This is a genomic window from Oligoflexus sp. (genome assembly GCF_035712445.1).
Taxonomy (GTDB): Bacteria; Bdellovibrionota_B; Oligoflexia; order Oligoflexales; family Oligoflexaceae; genus Oligoflexus.
The window spans coordinates 44999-63649 of the sequence record NZ_DASTAT010000014.1; the positions used below are offsets into that span (position 1 = coordinate 44999).

Genomic DNA, 18651 nt, shown 5'->3' on the forward strand with positions numbered 1-18651 from the left:
TTTGCTCTCATCATTCCTCCCAACTTTGCGTGCTGCGATTTTCGCTTGATAATAACAGTTAACAAAGGCGATAACCAGCACATCCCTGCATTCACAGGTCCCGTTCTTTTTAATTTCACGTCTTCACCATTCATGATGCGCGGCCTCGGCCGCCAGGAGAATTGTCATGCGAAAAAAAATCAAAGGCCTCTCGTGGCTTGCCGCTCTGATTTTCAGCCTGCCGTCCGCGCAAGCGCAGGATGCGGCCCAACCCGGACCACTGGGGGCTGGCACCCATCTCTATTTGCGCTGCAACAGCACGAGCTGGGATGTGAATGAAGTATCCCGTCTGAAACCTTCACCCGAGAAAGATTTTCTGCGGGAACTCACATTCGAAGTCAAAGAATCCTGGATGACGGAATCGGGGGATGATTGCGTGATCACCGAGACGCCTCAGCTGGATGCGTGGGGAGACTGGCAGAAATACTATGGAGGCCAGCTGTCCTTTCTGCGTGTGCCGGAGAGCGCCCGCATTCGCGTGGCCAGCGAGCCCCAGGAGAATCTGAATTTCCGACTGCGCTTCCCCTCGCTGGGTCGCTATCGTTTTACACTCAACACGCGTGATGGTTATTTTTCCGTTCGCAAGGATGCCGTGGCCCAGCCGGGTGATGTCGCCTGGACTTTGCCTGGCAACATGCTGACTGATACCCAGGGGCACCTCTTTCTTTCCAATTATTATCCGCAGAACTCGATCTCGCTCGTGAACGGAGCGACAGGACTGCCTGACTGGACCTATACGGCCGAGAGTTACATTTCCTTTTATGGCAACTGCTCGACGGATGATGCCGTCTTCGTGAGCCTGACCGGGCGCGTGGCGGCGCTGTCTTTGAAAACCGGACGCGAGATCTGGAGCACCAATCTGAATGGAGCCCTGAAGGATTCCTATGGTTATCTGAACTGCTATCCCGGCCACGATCAAATCTATCTGAGCTACGGTGCCGATCGCACGACGCTGGTCAGCTTGAAGCGTTCCAACGGCCAGGCGCTCTGGTCATGGACGGCGCCCGCATTTGCAGGCATCATGGGCGTCGACAGCCAGCGGGTCTTTGTCAGCAGTTATGTCGATGCGAAGTCCTCGTTGAAGGCGCTGCATAAGATCAACGGCGTCGAACTTTGGCAGGCTGATCCCGGTACCGGCTATCATACTCTGACCGATGACGGCTCGCTCTTCTGGGTGAGCGGATCCCAGCTGACGGCTGTTTCCCCTGGTACGGGCGAAGCCCTTTGGACCTATAACGGTTGGCAGGATGATTCGATCTGGTTGACCTTTGAACAGAATGGACTCTTCGTTCATGAAAAATCCCGCATCAGCTCCGTCGGGAAAAAAAGCGGACGTGTGCTCTGGACCTATGATTACAGCAGTTTCGCGGCGCAATTCCCTTACACTCAGGTCCTGAAGGCAGGCGTCGTCCTGGTGCGTGCGAACGATTACAACGCAGGTGTCAGCCGGCAGATCGCCTTGAACAGCTGGACGGGCAAGGTGCTCTGGGAGCGTGAGGAAGGCGGGGCCAATAGTTATGTGAGTGAAGATAATATTTCCGGCACCTGGATTATCAGCGGCAAAAGCATCAAGGCCCTCGATCCCTGGACCGGGGCCGTGCGCTGGGTCTATACGCTGGATTCCGAAGAGCCCTTTGAAAACATCATGACGGTTCTGGAGCAGGACAACGCCACGGCTTATGTGTCCTATGGTTTCACGGGCAGCAAATATCCGCCGATGGGTGTTTTGGCCCTTGATATGAAAAATGGTCAGCTGAAGTGGAAGACCTGGCTGGAATCCTCCCTTTACCGCGTGGGCGGGGATAGCCGCACTCTGATTTTGAATGCGGGTTATTACGGTTCCACCAAGGCTCTGCGCAAGTAATTATTCGGCTTCGAAGAGAACGGTCACCTGCTGCCGCACGACCACTTCTCCAGGAGCCAGCGTGGGTTCTCCGCTGCTGCTCCGGGCCGCGCTTTCCATCATCATCGTCTTCATGATGGGAAGCGGTCCGGGACTCTGCACGCCTTCCGCTATGCTCCGCGGCCGCCCCAATTTCAATCCCATCTCCCGGGCCATGGCTTCCGCTTTGGCTTTGGCATCCTTCAGAGCAGCAGTCCTGGCTTCGCCTTCCAGCTTCGGTTGGGCAGAACTTTTGAATTGAAGGCTATGAAGATTATTGGCGCCACTGTTGAAAATGGCGGTCATCAGCTCTTCATATTTTTTAATGTCGCGCAGAAGGATGCGCACATCACGTCGGGCGTTATAGGTGATCACCGGCCGTGCGGGTTTCCCGCCGGGATTGTAGGCGCCTTCCTGGATCGGCTGCACGCGCACGTAGTCGGACTGAACGTCTTTCGGCTCGATTTTAAAGTCTTTGGCGATTGCCAGAATGCGGCGCATGGCCTCATCACTTTTCGCCTTGGCGGCTTCCACCTTGGCCTCGGTGACATCAATGCCGACAATGAATTCCACCTGATCCGGCGTTCCCGTGGATTCGCCATCCCCGGTCACGAGTATGGTGCGGTCATCATCCTTGGCTTGAAGGGAGAGAGGGGAAAGAAGTCCGATCACAAGAGCCGTGCAGCGGGCAAAAACAGGGAACTTAAGCGGCATAAGAAACCTCCTGCAAAGGATCGTTCGCAGGTCATCTTGCTGCCTCGGGGCGTTCCCGTCAAGGTCCGCCCTTGGGAAGTCCCTGTAAAGTCCTTCAGGGCTTCGGTTTGTGAAGCGCGGCAATGGGTATGGGCATGTCGGCTTCGCGGCGCTGGCGAAAATGAGCCTCAAGCTTGACGAGGGCCGCCTTACGGTCGCCGGCATTGGTGAATTTCTTCACCTCATCCAGCGCACAGGCGATGGCATCTTCCGGAATCGGCATGTTCGTCGGATCCAGACCAAAGGATTCGAGCTGCTCCTCCACGAGGCGGGTCAGCCGATAGTGTTCCTTGTCGCGAAAATCAATGTGAATGACGCTCATGCAATTCGTCCGTTTCCTCAAAAGAGTCCAAATACTCCATGAATGCCGATAAGGGGATCGGCTCCATTCCTCACAAAGTCAAATTTTGCGAAGCGGTACTGATGTCAAAAGGCTGGTGATTGAGCTTTCAAATCAGGCTTCTATCGCTGTGGTTCGGCTGTGCCCATGGGCCAGCATGGTGTCGAGCCGAGCCTCAAGTTCCATCAGCTCATCGGCGAGCTTTTTTTGATAAACATGCACGTCCTCTTCCGTGACCCGGTGAGGAATCAGCATGGGCTGGCCATAGAGCACGACGATTTCCGTAAAAGGCTTGGGCACGCGGAAGTGGTCCCAGCTTTTCACCAGGGTCCAGGTGCGGCGGCCGCGGCTGGCGGTCGGCAGAATGGGAACGCCGGTGCGGGAAGCCAGTGCGATGACGCCACCCTTCACCTCGTGCCTCGGCCCACGCGGACCATCCACCGTAATGCCGACTTCGTAGCCTTCCTTGGTCAATTTTATGAGCTGACGCAAAGCCTCAAGCCCGCCGCGGGATGATGAACCGCGCGCGGAATGGATGCCAAATTTTTTCGCGACGAAGGCGATGACCTCGCCATCAAAAGACCGGCTGACGAGAATCGCAAGACGCCGCCAGGTGTGGGCCATAACTGTGGACAGCGCGTTCTGATGCCAGCAGGCATAGGCCAGGGTCTTTTTCTCATTCATCTGGCTCGCCTGATCCCGAAGTTCGGGATTTAAACGGGTATAGCGATAGCTGAGCTGAAAAAGGCCCACAAGCCCATAAGCCAGCCAGCAGATGAATTTTTGTTTGCGTGTAAAAGCCAAAGGGCATCTCCCTGGGGAATCAAAACCGACAAAAGGACCTTTCTACCCTGCCCCGGTCCGGGGAGCAAGCAGGCTTTTGACGTTTTCAACCCTTTGAAATAACTGGCCGATAAAATTTATCTTAAGATCTTATCCCAAACTGCCGATCTATGAAACCTAGGTTGTTCCTTTTTAGAGGTGGAACATGCGTCTGACTTCTCATGCATTGCTTTGTGTCGGTCTGGCTCTTGGATTTGTAGGCTGTCGCGCGTCCTTCCAGGACATCCAAAAACAGGGTTTGCTCTCCAGTGGTGATGATCTGGGAGCCAAGGGTGATGATGGCAAGAAAGCCAACCCGGACTACCCCACGCTTGAAAATACCAAAGAGTTGCCGCCCGAGGACAGCGAGTCCTATGGCTGCGACGGCATCGTGATTATTCATGAGAAAGGCAAGGATAAGAACCTCGATGGTATCCTGCAGCCTACGGAAGTCACCGATATCAAAACGGAATGTAAGCCCAAGACGCCAGGCGGCAAAGATCCCGGCGGCAAGGATCCAGGAACACCCAACAATCCTCCGCAGTGCCCGAACCAGAGCGGCGGCAAGGACGGCAAGTGCCCTGATTATCCGGATCAAAACGATCCCAATCAGAACGATCCCAGCCAGTCTGGAAAAAAGTAAGCGATTTCGCGCAAATCTAAAAGATTTTGTATAATCAGAGGTGGTCCATGACCACCTCTGTTTATTTTCAGAGTCGAACCTCAATCACAAGGAGGTGAGAGGTGAAGGCTTTCCGCCTTATTTTAGGTTTTTGCCTGATCGCGCCGGCGTCAATGAGTTTCGCCAACATCACAGGCAGTGACCTGCAGAACTTCAATGCCACCACCAACGGCCTTGATTTTGTGACGGTTCAATCGTCGGAGACACTCGGGAAGGGGATCTTTAACCTGGGTCTCTTCACCAACTACGCGGTCAATACCCTGCCGCGTTACGAGGATGCGAGCGGTCGGGACGCCGACGTCAACGATTCCATCATCGCCGCGGACATCAACTTCGGGATGGGGGTCGCCAGTTTCTGGGATATCGGAATCAGCATTCCCTCGGTGATTTACCAGAATGTGAACTTCGATGGGGATCGCGGCCAGTTCGATAAGAACGGGGTCACCGAGATCCGCGCCAACAGCAAATGGCGTCTTTACGGGGATCAGGATGGGGGCATTGCCTTTATTTTGGGCACGAACGTGAACGTGACCGAAAACAATCCCTATACCGGATCGGGCAGCGGACCGACCATGAACTTTGAATTCGCATTCGACACCACCTTCAATAAGATCGCCGTGGGCGCGAATGTCGGCTATCGGAAACGCTCCCCTGGAGACAAGGTGGACGGTTTCCCGATCGAGCCTCTTCAGGATCAGTACATCGGATCCTTGGCCACGAGCTACCTCTTTACCTCGCTCGATACCAAGCTGATCTTCGAATTCTATGCGGGCATCCCCACCAAAAAAACCGATACCGTCAAATCCCGTTCGGCTTCGGCTGCGGAAATGCTGCTCGGCATCAAGCATGATATCACCGATGCCTTGGCCTTCCATGCCGGTGCGGGAACGGAAGCCGGCAACGGCACCTCGTCCGCTGACTGGCGTGTTTATACGGGGATCAACTATGTCTTCGGTGGCGAGGGTGATAAGAAGGAGCCGCAGATCGTGGCGCCTCCGAAACCCAAGGCGCCCGGACCGCAGCCGATGATACCGAAGTTCGTGCAGACGCCGGATGCAGGACCTGCCGAGCCCGCGGGTGAAGGGGATGAAGTCTTCGTTCTGCGCGGTATCAACTTCGTCTTCGATTCGGCGAGTCGCGTTCTGCCCGGAACCCGGGAAATCCTGACCAATCTGGGCCAGCATCTGAAGAAGAATGCGGTCGAGAAAGTCATCATCGAAGGTCATACCGATTCGGTGGGTCAGGAGAAGTATAACTATGAACTCGGCCTGCAAAGGGCCAAGGTCATCCGTGAATACATCGTGCGTTCGGAAAAACTCGATCCGAGTCGCGTGGAAGCCCGATCCTACGGGGAAACAAGGCCGGTGGCGGATAACGGCAACTTCCAGGGTCGCCAGCTGAACCGCCGCGTGGTCTTCCGCATCATCTATAAGAAATAAGCGGATCAAGCTGAAAATAACAAAAGCCTGTCGTCATCCGACAGGCTTTTCTTTTTTTATCTTTAAAGAGTCTTACTGAATTTCAACGCGACGGTTCTGGGCGTGCTCTTCTTCGGTCGAACCCGACTGGGCCAGCTGAGGAGCGCCGATGCTCATCTGCCTGGATTTCACACCCATTTTCATAAGGGCGGCTTTCACAGCCTTCGCACGCTTGTTGGCGAGGCGACGGTTGAAGGCGGTGCTGCCGCGGTTATCACAGTGACCCACCAGAACAACTTTCATCGAACGATCGGCTTTCAGTTTCGCAGCGATGTCTTTCAGCTGCTCACGATATTCGCGGCTCACTTTCGCGCTGGCCTTGGCAAAGTAAACCGAGCCGCTGGCGGGAGCGCCCAGGCCGGCATCAAGGCCCATGTCAGAAGCCATGGGAGCTTCAGGAGCAGGGATATCGCTCATGGCGGGAGCGCCTGTTGTGTCGACAGGATCGACAGGTGTCGCCGGACTTCCGTCACCATTCAGCTGAACCTGGCTGGGGTCGGTGAAGTCCGAACCGCTGGCTTCGGCAATGGCTTTCTCTTTTTCGATATCGGCTTCAGTTTTCTCGGTATTTTCGGTGACAGAGCCGGTGTTTTCGGCGTCGGTCGGCGCGTCGGCCGGGGCTTCCTCACCCACAGGCTGAATGCTTTCTTCGGTCGTTGTTTCCTGAGACGAGCAGGCGACTTGCAGACTGAAAAGAGCGGATACGATCAAAGCAGCAAGGGGACGGGTGCGCATGAGCATGGAAGTTCTCCTGTTTCGAATCAGTTGCCGTATATGTCAGGTCAATAGGATCTTCAGGATCGGAGTGCTTTGTTGGCACTGCCAGTAAGGTTTGCAAAAGCTAGTCCAAACAGGCGTAAATGTCAATATGGCATTTCAAAAATAATTCCAGGGGTTGCGCACCTTGAGTTAAGTTTTATGCTTTAATAAAAACAGTGACTTATAAGAAAGTATTCAAGCTCTGGAAAAAGTTTCAGGATCCGAAATGACCGCAGCCGAAAAGATTGGAAAGGGATTGCAACCATAGTGGTCATTCGACTCGGGAGTCCGTGCGATGAGAAAGCCTTTGATATCTTTGAGCCTTTTGGTTTTTTCGCTGCAAGCCTGCTCCGGCAAGCCGGCAGGATTTCAGGGTGATACGGCGAGCGTGTCGGGGACCGCTGAATCGGATGACGCCACGGGTCGCGATTTCGGCAATCGCGACAGCGGGAGCGACGATGCGACAGCTGCCATGCCTGTGCAAACAGACGATGGCGAAATTATAGAGACCGACAGCATCGAGATGGACAACAGCGTGATCTATGAAGGCACGGATGCAACCGTTGCCGTTCCTTCGGATTCGGCGACGCCTCCTGGAACGGGAGCGCCAGCCTCGACTCCATCCGCACCAACAACGCCGCCGGCAGCGCCTCTGCCTTTGACCTTGGTCATAACCGTGCCTTCGACATCCCTGCGTGCGGGCAGTGCTCCCATGCAGGCCACGGCTAAACTTTCAGGACAGACCACGCCTGCGAATGTCACCTGGTCGGTGCGATCGAGTGGAACGGCGAGTGCCGGCAGCATCAGTGAAACAGGGCTCTATACAGCGCCTGCCAACGGCGGCGGCTATGACATTATCATTTCCGCGGCGTTGAACGACGATCCAAGCATCACGGCGAGCGTCACGATCAAACTCATTGCCAACGAACAGATCTTTGTCGGCTGTCAGCAGGGTTCGGAATTCTTCCCGATCACTGCGGATGTCTATCAGCTGCCTGTGAATACCACGAAATTACCGGATTTCAGTGCGCTTGGGACACGTTTGACCAAGGTCTGCATGGATCAATACAATGTCGCCCCGCGCGACTGGTCCACCGGCTTTCCGGGTGTAACGAATCTCTTCGAATGGTTTGCCCTTCATACCACCACGAACGTCGTCGTGCCGATGGATGGCACCTATAGCTTCAAATTGAATTCTGATGATGGAGCCAAACTCTATATAGATGGCAAACTCGTTATTGATAACGACGGTCAGCATGCACCGACAGCCAAGGAAGCGACGGTTACGCTGACAGCTGGACAGCATGCCCTCAGCATCGATTACTTCCAGGGTCCACGTTATCAGATCGCACTTGAGCTTTACTGGAAGACGCCGGGAGCGTCTTCGTATGTCTATGTACCGAAAGCCTCATTCAAGTAAAGTGTGTTTCAAAGAAAAACCTTTAGGGGGCCGGCTGCAGAAGGCAGCCGGCCTTTCCTCTTCAGTCGGGAAACTGGGCCTTCTTTCGCTGCATCGCCGCTTCCACGGCCATCTTCAAATCGAGCGACATGAGCATACCTGCATTCCAGGTCGCAACATAATCGAGGCCCTCGGCCACGGAATGATCTCGGCTGTAATTCAGGATCTGCTTGGTCCCGCGCACGGCCAGAGGCGATTTTTCAGCGATCAAGGCCGCCTGCTCCCGCGCCAGGGCCAGGAGGGCCGGGACATCCGAGGTCACTTCATTGATAAGACCGGCACGCTGGGCCTCGACCGCATGGAAAAGTTTGCCGGTCAAAGCCCATTCCCGGGCTCGACCTTCGCCGACGATTTTCGGCAGACGCTGAAGCGTGCCGATATCAGCCACTATGCCCAGATCCACTTCCTTGACGGAAAAACTGGCATCTTCGGATGCATGACGGATATCGCAGGCGCTGATGAGGTCAATGCCACCGCCGAAGCAAACGCCCTGTACGGCGGCGATCACGGGCTTGCGACAGCTTTCGATGCGGGTAAAGCTTGCCTGCAGGGAACAAATGATCGCTCGAAGTTTTTCCTGGCGGCGACCTTCCGGAAGGCTTTCGATGCGCTGGGCTATACTCAGCACAAATTCAAAGTCAATGCCGCTCGAGAAACGGGGCCCTTCACTGCGCAGGATGACGGCTCTGACCTCGGGTGTTTCATCGGCCCAGCGAAAGGCAGCCTCCAGTTCGTACCACATTTTTTCATGCAGAGCGTTCGCCTTGTCGGGGCGATTCAGGCTGACTTCGGCGACCTTGTTCGCAAGGGAGACCTTCAGGAACTCAAAATCAGGCATGGAAAATCCTCGCAACTCATGGTGATATACCAGGGGTATTCCCGTTTTTTGATCAGGAGTCTTTATGTGCATTATTTGTCTGGAATTCAATAGAAAGAAGGATCTTGAGGATGCCCGTCTCATGGTCGAAGCGGCCCGACGCGAAGTCAGTAGTATTCCCGAGGATCATTTGAAACGCGTGGAAGAGGAGCTGAAAAAGCGTCAGCCCGATGCCACGGAGCCATTGAAGGTTCCGTAAATTTTTGTCTTAGCTGGCCTCGCCCAGCGTCTCCTGCGCCTTGATAAAGTGCGTGGACGCCAGCATAAGGTGGATGGAAAAGCTGGCGAAGCCTGCCAGCTCTTCATGCACGCGAAGCTGGATCTGACCGCCATTGTTTTCCAGGTAACGGCGCACGGCATCCATCCCGACTCCACGCCCGGATACTTCCGTCAAAGACTGCGCTGTGCTCAAGCCCGAGATGAAAATCAAATCCGCCACCTTCTGCAGTGATTTCAATCCCTCCGCATCCAGCAGATGATCCCGCTGGGCTTTTTCCCGCAGCTTTTTCATGTTCAGGCCGCGTCCATCATCGCGATACTCGATGGACAGAAGATCGCCCTTTTGCTGCAGGCGCACATCAATGCGCCCGGTCGGACGCTTGCCCACGGCCACGCGCTCGGCGGCAGTCTCGATGCCGTGATCCAGGGAATTGCGGATGATGTGAACAAAGACATTGGCCAGGAGTTCATGCGCGCTTTGCTTGAGTTTGAAGCCGCGGGCCTCGACGTTGATGATGGGGATCTCTTTGCCTAAATCCCGCGCGACGCGATGAACGCTGCTCAGAATATCCAAGAAGACATCGGAGGCTTCGCTGAAGCAGAGGTCCTCGATCCTTTGAATGGTATCGCGAAGCTTCAGCGCATCATGGGGTTCCAGGCGCGAGACCTGAATGGACCGCAGCGTGCGGTTCTCATGCTCCAGGGCCTCGCGGCTGATCGAGACTTCGGTGCTGTTGGCGACGGTACGGCCCAGCTTCTCATGATTCAGTTTCACATAGTAGTCAAAAACGGCCTTCACGTCCAGCATGCTCTCCAGGAGGTTCTGCTGATGCCACTGCAGCTCAGGATCACGCAGCAAGGCCGAATACACCTGCTCCACTTCATGAAGGAGCGAGGTCATTTTATAGAAACCCAGCGTCCGCGCCGCGCCTTTCATCGTGTGCATGTTCACGAAAATAATCTTGACGATCTCTGGATCCTTCCTGGTGTTCTGGCGGATCAGGCGATCATTCTCGGCCAGGAACTGCATCGAGGTGACGACGAAGCCCTGGAATTTATCCGGACTCACGTTGACCAGCTCGATAATGTATTCCAGCTCGCGCTGATGTTCGAGCCGCTGGGCTTCGGCCTGCTTCAGGCTGGTGATATCGCGCAGCACGAGCAGGACTCGGGCCACGCAGTTATTCTTGTCGGTGATCGGACTCCAGATGCACTGCAGATCATGCCGCTGGCCGTCATAGGCAATGGCCACCTCTTCGGGCAGATGCGCGGCGTTGCTTTCAAAACTGATGACGTCGTCGTCAAAGCAGGCGAGCAGACTTTGATGCATGGTGTCTTTCAGGTCCACGCTCAAATTGGAGGAACCAAAAATCGCCGTGACATAATCCTGGCCCGCGGGTTCCTTCACGCCGATGATCGACGGAAGCTGCACGGAATAGTTCGGGAGTATGCGTCCTCGGGAATCGATCGAGCAGATGCCGAGCGGAATGTTATCGAGCATACCCTGGATATCGCGCGTTTTCTTATCCACCTCCTCTTCCAGATGGGCGGAAAGGACCTGGGCGGTGCGGAAGGCCCTTGCAAAAAGCTTGGCCACCACCTGGCCCTGAAAGAAGATGAAGGCGGAGAGTCCATAGTTGGTGAGATAGAAAGGCGACTCGATGATGTTCAGGCCGCAGAGGATGTCATAGGTGACGGTGGAGAGAAACACCAGGGCTCCACAGAGCATCAGGCGTGCGCCTGTCATCTTCAAGCGTATCGCTTTGAAAAGGAGCGCCATCGTGATGACGGCTGAAACGAGCGCGAAGAGATCCAGGGGAATGATCAGATGGGGCAGAAGGCGCGTATCAAAAACCATGGCCGTCAGGGCGAAGAGCAGCGCGGCGCCCATGAAGACCTGCGATTTCCGGCGCCAGTACTCCTGATTCCCGAAGTTGGCGATGGCGAAGTTCGCAAAGCACACGCAGGAGATGGGAACAAAGCCCAGCTCCATGATGCGCAGGGCGCGGTGCAAGAGAACCGACGATTCCGGGAAGATGATCGAGAGATTCAGCGCACTGACGGCAAAGAAGCGAAGCAGCGCGAAAAAGCAGTAGCCTGCCAGCCAGAGGTTGGAAGGGTCCTCGGTTCGATTCAAAAAGAGGGCGAGGTTATAGATGGCCAGAATCGTGATGATGCCAAAGGCGAAGTTTTCCTGGACGATCTCCAGCAGCCATGAGCGGTGCATCACCTCATAGGAGCCGATGATCGGCCGGCGCCAGATCATGCCTTCCTTGTAGTGATAGTTGGCCGCATTCACCAGGATCCAGTAATCACCCGTCGCCGGAATTGTGAAATGCCCCAGGGGATCGGCGACGGCGGGAATGGTGCTGGCCTCGTCCTTGCCGGCTCGACCCACTTTCAAAACACTTTGAATTTTGCCCTGGCCGTCGCTGGGAATAATATAAACTTCCGCCGAAGTATCCGCGCGCAGGCGCAGACCATAGTCGCCTTCGGGAATACCGCGCAGCTGAAGGGCGAAGGCCACGCTGTCATGCGATGCGACGCTGCGATCACCAATTGTCAGCTTCGAGAAATGCGTTTGAATGGGTGCGAGGCTCCAGCCCAGCGTCTGCCATTCCTTTTGAAAGACCTCGGGATCCTGGATCGTTGGCAGAACCATGAAGTCCTGCTCCAGATCGCGCGGCTTTAAATCCCAGGCGCTCAATTCCAAAAAGGGTGGAGTTCGATCTTCGGCCCTGACAGGCGAGAGGGACAGAAGCATAAGGATGGAAAGCAGGATAGTACGCAAAGCCAAACCCCTTGAAAAGATATCACCCCAAGGGGATCGGCAGCTGCGGCATGAAAATAAGAGCTTTCCCATCCTTTTCGATAAAGTATGGATCGACTAGGCGGCCAGATAAAAGAGTACACCCAGATAGTGACAGGCCGAGCCGCCCAGCACGAAAAGATGCCAGATCGCATGGCTGAAAGGCAGGCTGCGCCATAGGTAGAAGATGGTGCCGATGCTATAGCTGATACCGCCCGAGACCAGCCATGTCAGTTCTTCTTTGGGCAGTGCGCGCAGAAAGTCGATATGAAAGATCACCAGCCAGCCCATTAATAGATACATAAGAGTCGAAACAAAGCGAAAGCGACCCACCAGGAAAAACTTGGCGATGATGCCCGCGGTGGCCATGATCCATACGGTGATCGCAATGCTCTGCCCTTCGCCATCACGCCCGATCAGGCAGAAAGGTGTGTAGGTGCCGGCTATCAGAAGAAAGATGGCGGCATGGTCACAGTACTTCAGCCAGCGCTTGAGTTTCGGCGACTTCGCCGCGTGATAGAGCGTGGATGCCAGATAAAGAGCGACCAACGAGCAGCCAAAGACCGCAAGAATCAGCGCCTTGCTCAAGGTCAAGGGCTCAGGATGCCAGGTGAACAGAAGAATGAAGCCGAGGATGCTGAGCAAAAGGCCCAGCCCATGACTGATTGTATTCCAGCTTTCTTCAGCTGGCGAAACCAAGTGGGTGGTTTTAGGGGATGACACCTTGCAAACTCCTCAATGCGTTGAATTTGCGGATCATGCCGCATTCCAAGTTATTGTAGGCCTTCTTCTCGCTCTCTGCTGTCATAGTTTGGTCATGGATGGGAGCGGATGAAGCGGTATGTTGGAAAATTTGCGGCATATGCTTCAGTTTTTGCCGCAATACGGTTTCCTGAAACAAAGCCTCGAAGACGGAGCCGCGACAGGGAGGCTTTTGAGATTTCGGTACGGTCCTTGCTCAATGGAAAGTAAGTTCAGCTGATTATCTGCTAAGACATTTTGGAGAAGATTATGAAACACCTCATTCTTTTGCTCGGCCTGGGTTTAAACGTTGCTGCTGCGGCTCATGCTGCTCAGAATCAACAGTCTCCGAATCCCATTGAAGTTCCCGCTGAGATCGAGAGAATCTTTATCCCGCAGGGCTTCGATGATAACGATAACGTGGAGGTCGTCCTTCACGGGAACTTCCCCAACACCTGCTACCAGGTGGGAAATGCGGAAGCCAAAGTCGATGCCGCATCCCGTACGGTCACAGTCTCGGCGACCAGTTTGAAATATCCTGGCACCTTCTGCATTCAGAGTATCACGCCCTTCATCCAGACTGTGAAACTCGGCATTATCCCCGAAGGCGACTATCAGGTGATCTATTCGAAAGACCAGCAGGTGCGCAGCAGTCTGCAGGTCACGCGCCGTAAAACGGAATCCCCGGATGACTATCTTTATGCCACCGTGGAAAACGCCTATATCGACGTGAATAGCGAAAGCGGCAAGCAGGCTCTCAAGATGCAGGGTCACTTCCCCTTCTTCTTCATCGGCTGCATGGTGCTGAAAGACGTTCGTGTTCTGAAAAGCCCCACCGATGTCCTGGTCGTCCAACCGATCGCCGAAATCGTGGAAGATGAAGCGGTATGTGCCAGCCAGCCCGAAGATCGTGCCTTCGAATACACCAGCGGACTCGCCGAACCTTTCAAAGGGGAAGGCCTCCTGCATGTGCGCACGCTCCATGGGAACTCGCTCAACCGCTACATAAATATTCAGTAATAAGTCCCCCATTCAGGGAGGGTCATTCGACCCTCCCTTTCTTGCGTCAAATGCCCCAAACTGCTGTAAATAATCACGCACCTCGACCTATCTCCATCTCCAACTATCTAAAATTAAAGATAAAAAAGGCATGGGTATTGGCTGGTATGTTTCTTGTTAAAGGGAAGATTGTGAATAGGAGCACACAACGCCATGTCCACGAACCCCAAAGCCAAACTGCCCCGTAATGCCCTCAATGGAACCCGCGTCCTCATTATTGATGACGAGGAAATGCTCGCCTGGAGTATTGAAACGGAATTGAAAGCCAACGGTGCTGATGTTCTGTCCTGCAACTCCTTGCGTACGGCTCTGGAAAATTTTCAAGGCTTCAGTCCGGATCTCGCCATCTGCGATCTGCGGCTTCCGGATGGCAGCGGCATGGAGCTCTTAAAGAAATGGCGGGTTGAAAAGCCGGATATGCCCATCATTCTCATCACCGCGCACGGAGCGGTGGAATCCGCGGTCGATGCGCTGCGTTTTGGAGCCTTCGATTACCTGCAAAAACCTTTCGATATGAAGGCGCTGGTGGCCGCCGCCAACCGCGGTGCGGAACTTTCTTCTTTGCGGCAGAAGGTCAGCCAACTGACCGGCCATGAGGTGGCCCGTGAACCGATCCGCATGATCGGGGATTCGCCGGCCATGAAACGCATCAGGGAGCAGCTGGAACGCGTGGCCAGATCCCGCTCCAGCACTGTCCTGATCCTGGGTGAGAGCGGAACGGGCAAGGAACTCGCAGCCCGCGCTATTCATGAATGGTCCGAGCGCGCCAATAGCCCCTTTGTCGAAATCAACTGCGCGAGCATTCCGGAAAGCCTTCTGGAAAGTGAACTCTTCGGTTATGAAAAAGGGGCCTTCACCGATGCCCGCGATCGCAAGCTCGGTCTCTTCGAGTTGGCCCAGAACGGAACCATCTTCCTGGATGAAATCGGTGAAATGCCGATGAAGCTGCAGACCAAGCTTCTCCGCGCGCTGGAATATCGGCGCTTCAAAAGACTCGGCGGAACCAAGGACATCAGCTTCTCGGCCCGCATCGTGGCGGCCACCAACCGGAATCTTCTGGAAGAAATCCAAAATAAAAATTTCCGCAGCGATCTTTACTATCGACTGTCGGCCTTGCCCGTTTACCTTCCGCCCCTTCGCGAAAGAATGGAAGATCTGGACGCCCTCGCAGATTTCTTTGTGCAGCGCGTGGCCGGGGAACTCGGTGCCGAGACTCCGCGCTTGACCGCAGCGGCGCGGGAGAAACTGCGTTCGCATGCATGGCCCGGCAATATGCGGGAACTGAAAAACGTGCTGGAGCGCGCCATCGTTTTCTATGGCACGCCCGAATTGGAATCACAGCAGATTGAACTCGATACCTATATCGAGCCGAGTCCCACGCCTTCCCTTCAGGCGCAATCCCCGATCGCGATCAACGGGGCCCAGGGCCGTTCGAATTATTCCGCGCAGCATCCTATGATCCTGCCGGAAAAAGGCATCAACCTGGAAGATCTGGAACGCGACCTGCTGCTGCAGGCCATGGAACAGACTCATAATAATCAAACGAAGGCCGCTGACCTCCTGGGCATCTCGCGACACACATTCCGCTATCGTTTGGAAAAGCACGGCATCATCAAACCCTGACGAACGGATTTAAAGCGTTCGCCAGATGGTGACAAGACCAGCCAGAGCCAGAAGACCCCGACCGGCGAGCATGAAGGCTCGGGTCGGGACGATCTTGGCCATGACTGCTGGCATGGTGGCTGTTGTCAGCATAACGGGCAAAGTCCCGAGAAAGAAGGCCAGCATGGTCAGGCCACCGGCCACAGGATGCCCGGTGCCAGCACTGGCCAGCAAAAGAGGATGCAGGGTCATGCAGGGCATGAAGATGGTCACGAGGCCCAAAACGAAGGCCTGCAGACTCGCGGAACGCGTCGGAAGAAATTTTCGCAGACCTGGCATCCAGAGTGGGGCAAGATTGGGTGTGAAACGTTGCCAGGGGATAAAAGGAAAGAGGGCCCAGATGATGAGCCAGAGTCCAGCAAGCCGGGTCAGGATCTGCCCCCAGGCCAGGGATCTTTGCGCGATCTGCGCGGAGAATGCGCCCAGGATAAGGCCAGCACCGACGTATGACAGGCAGCGGCCAAGGTTATAGAGCAGGCTCGCCGTCCACGAAGGACGATCACGGCGGGCAAGGATGGAGCAAGCCAGGGGGCCACACATCCCGGCACAATGCCAGGAGACGAGGAAGCTGTAGGAAAAGATCGCGGCAAAGCCCGCCAGCTGCAGTGGATCCACGGACGATAACGAAAACGTATTCATCATATGATGGTGATGTTCATGACCCAGATGTTCCAGACCCATACTCTTACTCCTGTGGCCGATGCGGTGCCCACGCAACGCACCTGTCGCCACTGTCAAAGCAAACTTGATGCACAGCTGGCGGATGAATTCTGCTGTCACGGCTGCCGCTCTGCTTATGAACTCATCGAAAGTTTTGAGTTAAAGCGTTTTTACGAAATTGTACAGGAAAACCGTGACACCCTCAGACCCGCTGGTCCGCAAAAGCTGGATTATCGCCTCTTCGATGCTGCGGAATTCCAGGAAGGCTTTGTCGAAAAGAGCAAAGCCGGGCAGCAAACCGCGCACTTTTATTTGGAAAACATGAGCTGCTATGCCTGCGTGTGGGTCTGTGAGCAGGTGACCAAACAGATCGACCCCGAGGCCAGCCTGTCCATTAATCTTTCCAGCGGCGAGGCGACCCTCGATTTCAAGGCTTCCAAGGTGGCTTTGTCGGAATTTTTGTCCCGCTTTGAAACCATGGGCTTTCCCGTCAGTCCCAACAGCGATTATCAGCAGGATGAAAAGCAGGAGATCGCCCGCATCGGCGTGGCGCTTTTCTGCGTGATGAACATCATGATGCTGGCGTTCCCTGAATATCTGGGCGCAGAATCCCTCGAAAATCATTTCCGCGATCTTTTCCGCTGGATATCCACGGTCCTGGCCGCGCTCAGCGTTTTCTATTCGGGCTGGCCTTTCATTCGCGGCGCCCTGACGAGTCTACGCCGCGGGCAGCTGCATCTGGATCTGCCCATTGGCCTTGCGATCGTAGTCTGCTTTTTCTATAGCCTCGTTCACACCTGGCAGGGGCACCCGCATGTTTATTACGATTCAACGGCGGCGGTGGTGGCCCTTCTCCTCATTGGTCGCTGGGCCCAGGGCAAGGCTCTGCGCCGCATCATGCGGGAAAAATCCAAGTACTTCGCAAGCGAAGCCCGCTTTGTCCGCGTTCTGAAGGACAGCGGCGATGAAGCCATAACACCGCTGGCGTCCGTGGAAAGCGGTCAAACCCTGAAAGTTCTGGCCGGCGAAGTCGTGCCCCTGCGCGCGGAACTCGTGAGCGACTGTGCGGAAATGAATCGCAGTCTTCTGACAGGCGAAGCGGATTGGGTTTCGGTGCATAAGGGTCAGACTTTGGAAGCGGGTTCCATGAACGGCGGGCAGCCGATCATCATCCGCAGCCTGGAAACAGGACTGCAGAGCTTTCTTCTGCGTCTTCAGAATGCGGCTCAGACTCTTTATCAACACAAAGGGGGATTTGCTGCTCTTTCGGAAAGCATGGCGAAGGCCTTCGTCATCTTTGTTCTGACCATGGCCTTTGGATCCCTCGCATGGCATTGGGAGGCGTCCAGCGAGCGCGCCATCACACGTTTTGCCACCGTGCTCCTGATCGCCTGCCCCTGTATCTTTGGATTTGGCGCGCCCATGGTTCTCTCGCGCGCGCTGCTCCTGGGTCTGCAGCGTGGGGTGCTGTTTCGCTCGCAGAATGCCCTGGAACGTCTGGCCCTGGTCCAGAATTTTTTCTTTGATAAAACCGGCACCCTGACAGAAGATGACAGCAAAGTAAGCGAAGCCCAATGGAACGAGATACAGCTGAAAGCTCTATCCATACCCGAGGAGGACCTTCTGGAGCTGTTCAGAAAGCTGCCGGACTTTTCCGCCCATCATAGTTTGGCCGCGCTGGCGGCATTTGCCGGACCAGGGCCTTCGAGTCGCGAAAGCATCAAGGCCGTGCGCGAGGTTTTTGGTCAGGGCATCTCCCTTGTTTGGCGCGGCGCGGAAGTTCGGATCGGTCGCTACGGCTTTTGCTTTCAGGAACCGCCGCGTGATGAACAGGCCTTGGAATATTCCTATGTAAGCAGGGATCGAAAGAGTCTCCTTCGATTCCGCCTTCAGGATCAACTGAGACCCGATTCCCGCGCAGCCGTTCACAGCCTCCTCATGTCGAAGCGGAATGTTTTCATGCTCACCGGCGACTCGCTCGATAGGGCGCAGGCCGTGGGCCATGAGCTGGGTCTGGACAAAGATCATGTGGTCGCGCGATTGAGCCCGAATGAGAAACTTGGCCGAATAGCGGACAAAAAACGCAACGCCATGGTGGGCAATGGAATCAACGATACGTTGGCGATGGCGCAGGTCGAAATCGGGATCGCTGTTGCGAATGCTACAGAATCCCTGCGCGAAAAAGCGGATATTGCGCTGCTTGCGCCGGGACTGGATCCTCTCATGCGCGCAATTGAATTGTCATCCGCCACAAGACGGGCATTACAAAGGTGTTTTGGATTTGCGCTGTTTTTTAATCTGATAGGAATGAGCCTTGCTATAAGCGGGTGGGCGACGCCCGTATTGGGCGCTATTTTGATGCCCATCAGTTCCTTTTCCATCTTTGCCATCGCCCGCCGCTGGCATTAGG

The 18651-nt window shown here is 55.2% G+C and carries 16 protein-coding genes; 8 read left to right on the forward strand and 8 right to left on the reverse strand.

What is annotated here, in order from left to right:
* Window positions 1-166 precede the first annotated feature (166 nt).
* Window positions 167-1903 carry a PQQ-binding-like beta-propeller repeat protein gene (locus VFO10_RS02280; protein WP_325137049.1) on the forward strand — a complete coding sequence of 579 codons (1737 nt, stop codon included), beginning with the start codon at window positions 167-169 and terminating at the stop codon, window positions 1901-1903.
* Here the strand turns inward: VFO10_RS02280 and VFO10_RS02285 are convergent, their stop codons facing one another.
* The 3 genes from VFO10_RS02285 to VFO10_RS02295 form a co-directional block, all read right to left on the reverse strand.
* The gene (locus VFO10_RS02285; protein WP_325137050.1) at window positions 1904-2635 is read right to left on the reverse strand and encodes an SIMPL domain-containing protein; all 732 of its coding nucleotides are present in this window, start codon (window positions 2633-2635) and stop codon (window positions 1904-1906) included. It abuts the gene before it with no gap.
* A 94-nt stretch (window positions 2636-2729) separates the two neighbouring features.
* Window positions 2730-2996, reverse strand: coding sequence for a hypothetical protein (locus tag VFO10_RS02290; RefSeq protein ID WP_325137051.1), 267 nt, complete (start codon window positions 2994-2996; stop codon window positions 2730-2732).
* Between the two features lie 132 nt (window positions 2997-3128).
* The gene (locus VFO10_RS02295) at window positions 3129-3818 is read right to left on the reverse strand and encodes a lysophospholipid acyltransferase family protein (protein WP_325137053.1); all 690 of its coding nucleotides are present in this window, start codon (window positions 3816-3818) and stop codon (window positions 3129-3131) included.
* Between the two features lie 184 nt (window positions 3819-4002).
* Here VFO10_RS02295 and VFO10_RS02300 point away from each other — a divergent pair, with 184 nt between their 5' ends.
* Both VFO10_RS02300 and VFO10_RS02305 read left to right on the forward strand, forming a co-directional pair.
* Window positions 4003-4479, forward strand: a complete 477-nt coding sequence (locus tag VFO10_RS02300) for a hypothetical protein (RefSeq protein ID WP_325137054.1) — start codon at window positions 4003-4005, stop codon at window positions 4477-4479.
* Window positions 4480-4580: 101 nt separating this feature from the next.
* A complete protein-coding gene (locus tag VFO10_RS02305) occupies window positions 4581-5957 on the forward strand; it encodes an OmpA family protein (protein WP_325137055.1) in 1377 nt (458 codons plus the stop codon).
* 72 nt (window positions 5958-6029) lie between these two features.
* Here the strand turns inward: VFO10_RS02305 and VFO10_RS02310 are convergent, their stop codons facing one another.
* Entirely contained in the window at window positions 6030-6737 is a 708-nt protein-coding gene (locus tag VFO10_RS02310; protein ID WP_325137056.1) for an OmpA family protein, read from the reverse strand.
* Between the two features lie 313 nt (window positions 6738-7050).
* Between VFO10_RS02310 and VFO10_RS02315 the strand changes: the two genes are divergently transcribed.
* Window positions 7051-8175, forward strand: coding sequence for a PA14 domain-containing protein (locus tag VFO10_RS02315; protein ID WP_325137057.1), 1125 nt, complete (start codon window positions 7051-7053; stop codon window positions 8173-8175).
* Between the two features lie 61 nt (window positions 8176-8236).
* Here the strand turns inward: VFO10_RS02315 and VFO10_RS02320 are convergent, their stop codons facing one another.
* Window positions 8237-9052, reverse strand: coding sequence for a crotonase/enoyl-CoA hydratase family protein (locus VFO10_RS02320; protein WP_325137058.1), 816 nt, complete (start codon window positions 9050-9052; stop codon window positions 8237-8239).
* A gap of 64 nt (window positions 9053-9116) precedes the next feature.
* Between VFO10_RS02320 and VFO10_RS02325 the strand changes: the two genes are divergently transcribed.
* Window positions 9117-9290 carry a hypothetical protein gene (locus VFO10_RS02325; RefSeq protein WP_325137059.1) on the forward strand — a complete coding sequence of 58 codons (174 nt, stop codon included), beginning with the start codon at window positions 9117-9119 and terminating at the stop codon, window positions 9288-9290.
* 9 nt (window positions 9291-9299) lie between these two features.
* Here VFO10_RS02325 and VFO10_RS02330 read toward each other — a convergent pair whose 3' ends face one another.
* Both VFO10_RS02330 and trhA read right to left on the reverse strand, forming a co-directional pair.
* A complete protein-coding gene (locus VFO10_RS02330) occupies window positions 9300-12101 on the reverse strand; it encodes a 7TM diverse intracellular signaling domain-containing protein (RefSeq protein ID WP_325137060.1) in 2802 nt (933 codons plus the stop codon).
* A gap of 96 nt (window positions 12102-12197) precedes the next feature.
* Window positions 12198-12842 carry a PAQR family membrane homeostasis protein TrhA gene (gene trhA, locus VFO10_RS02335; RefSeq protein WP_325137061.1) on the reverse strand — a complete coding sequence of 215 codons (645 nt, stop codon included), beginning with the start codon at window positions 12840-12842 and terminating at the stop codon, window positions 12198-12200.
* A 288-nt stretch (window positions 12843-13130) separates the two neighbouring features.
* Here trhA and VFO10_RS02340 point away from each other — a divergent pair, with 288 nt between their 5' ends.
* Together VFO10_RS02340 and VFO10_RS02345 are read left to right on the forward strand one after the other, a co-directional pair.
* Window positions 13131-13880 carry a hypothetical protein gene (locus VFO10_RS02340; RefSeq protein ID WP_325137062.1) on the forward strand — a complete coding sequence of 250 codons (750 nt, stop codon included), beginning with the start codon at window positions 13131-13133 and terminating at the stop codon, window positions 13878-13880.
* A gap of 192 nt (window positions 13881-14072) precedes the next feature.
* The gene (locus VFO10_RS02345) at window positions 14073-15542 is read left to right on the forward strand and encodes a sigma-54 dependent transcriptional regulator (protein ID WP_325137063.1); all 1470 of its coding nucleotides are present in this window, start codon (window positions 14073-14075) and stop codon (window positions 15540-15542) included.
* A 9-nt stretch (window positions 15543-15551) separates the two neighbouring features.
* Here the strand turns inward: VFO10_RS02345 and VFO10_RS02350 are convergent, their stop codons facing one another.
* Window positions 15552-16262, reverse strand: a complete 711-nt coding sequence (locus tag VFO10_RS02350) for a sulfite exporter TauE/SafE family protein (protein ID WP_325137064.1) — start codon at window positions 16260-16262, stop codon at window positions 15552-15554.
* Between VFO10_RS02350 and VFO10_RS02355 the strand changes: the two genes are divergently transcribed.
* On the forward strand, window positions 16239-18650 hold the full coding sequence (locus VFO10_RS02355; protein ID WP_325137065.1) for a heavy metal translocating P-type ATPase: 2412 nt from the start codon (window positions 16239-16241) through the stop codon (window positions 18648-18650). The genes VFO10_RS02350 and VFO10_RS02355 overlap by 24 nt on opposite strands.
* Window position 18651: the final 1 nt, after the last annotated feature.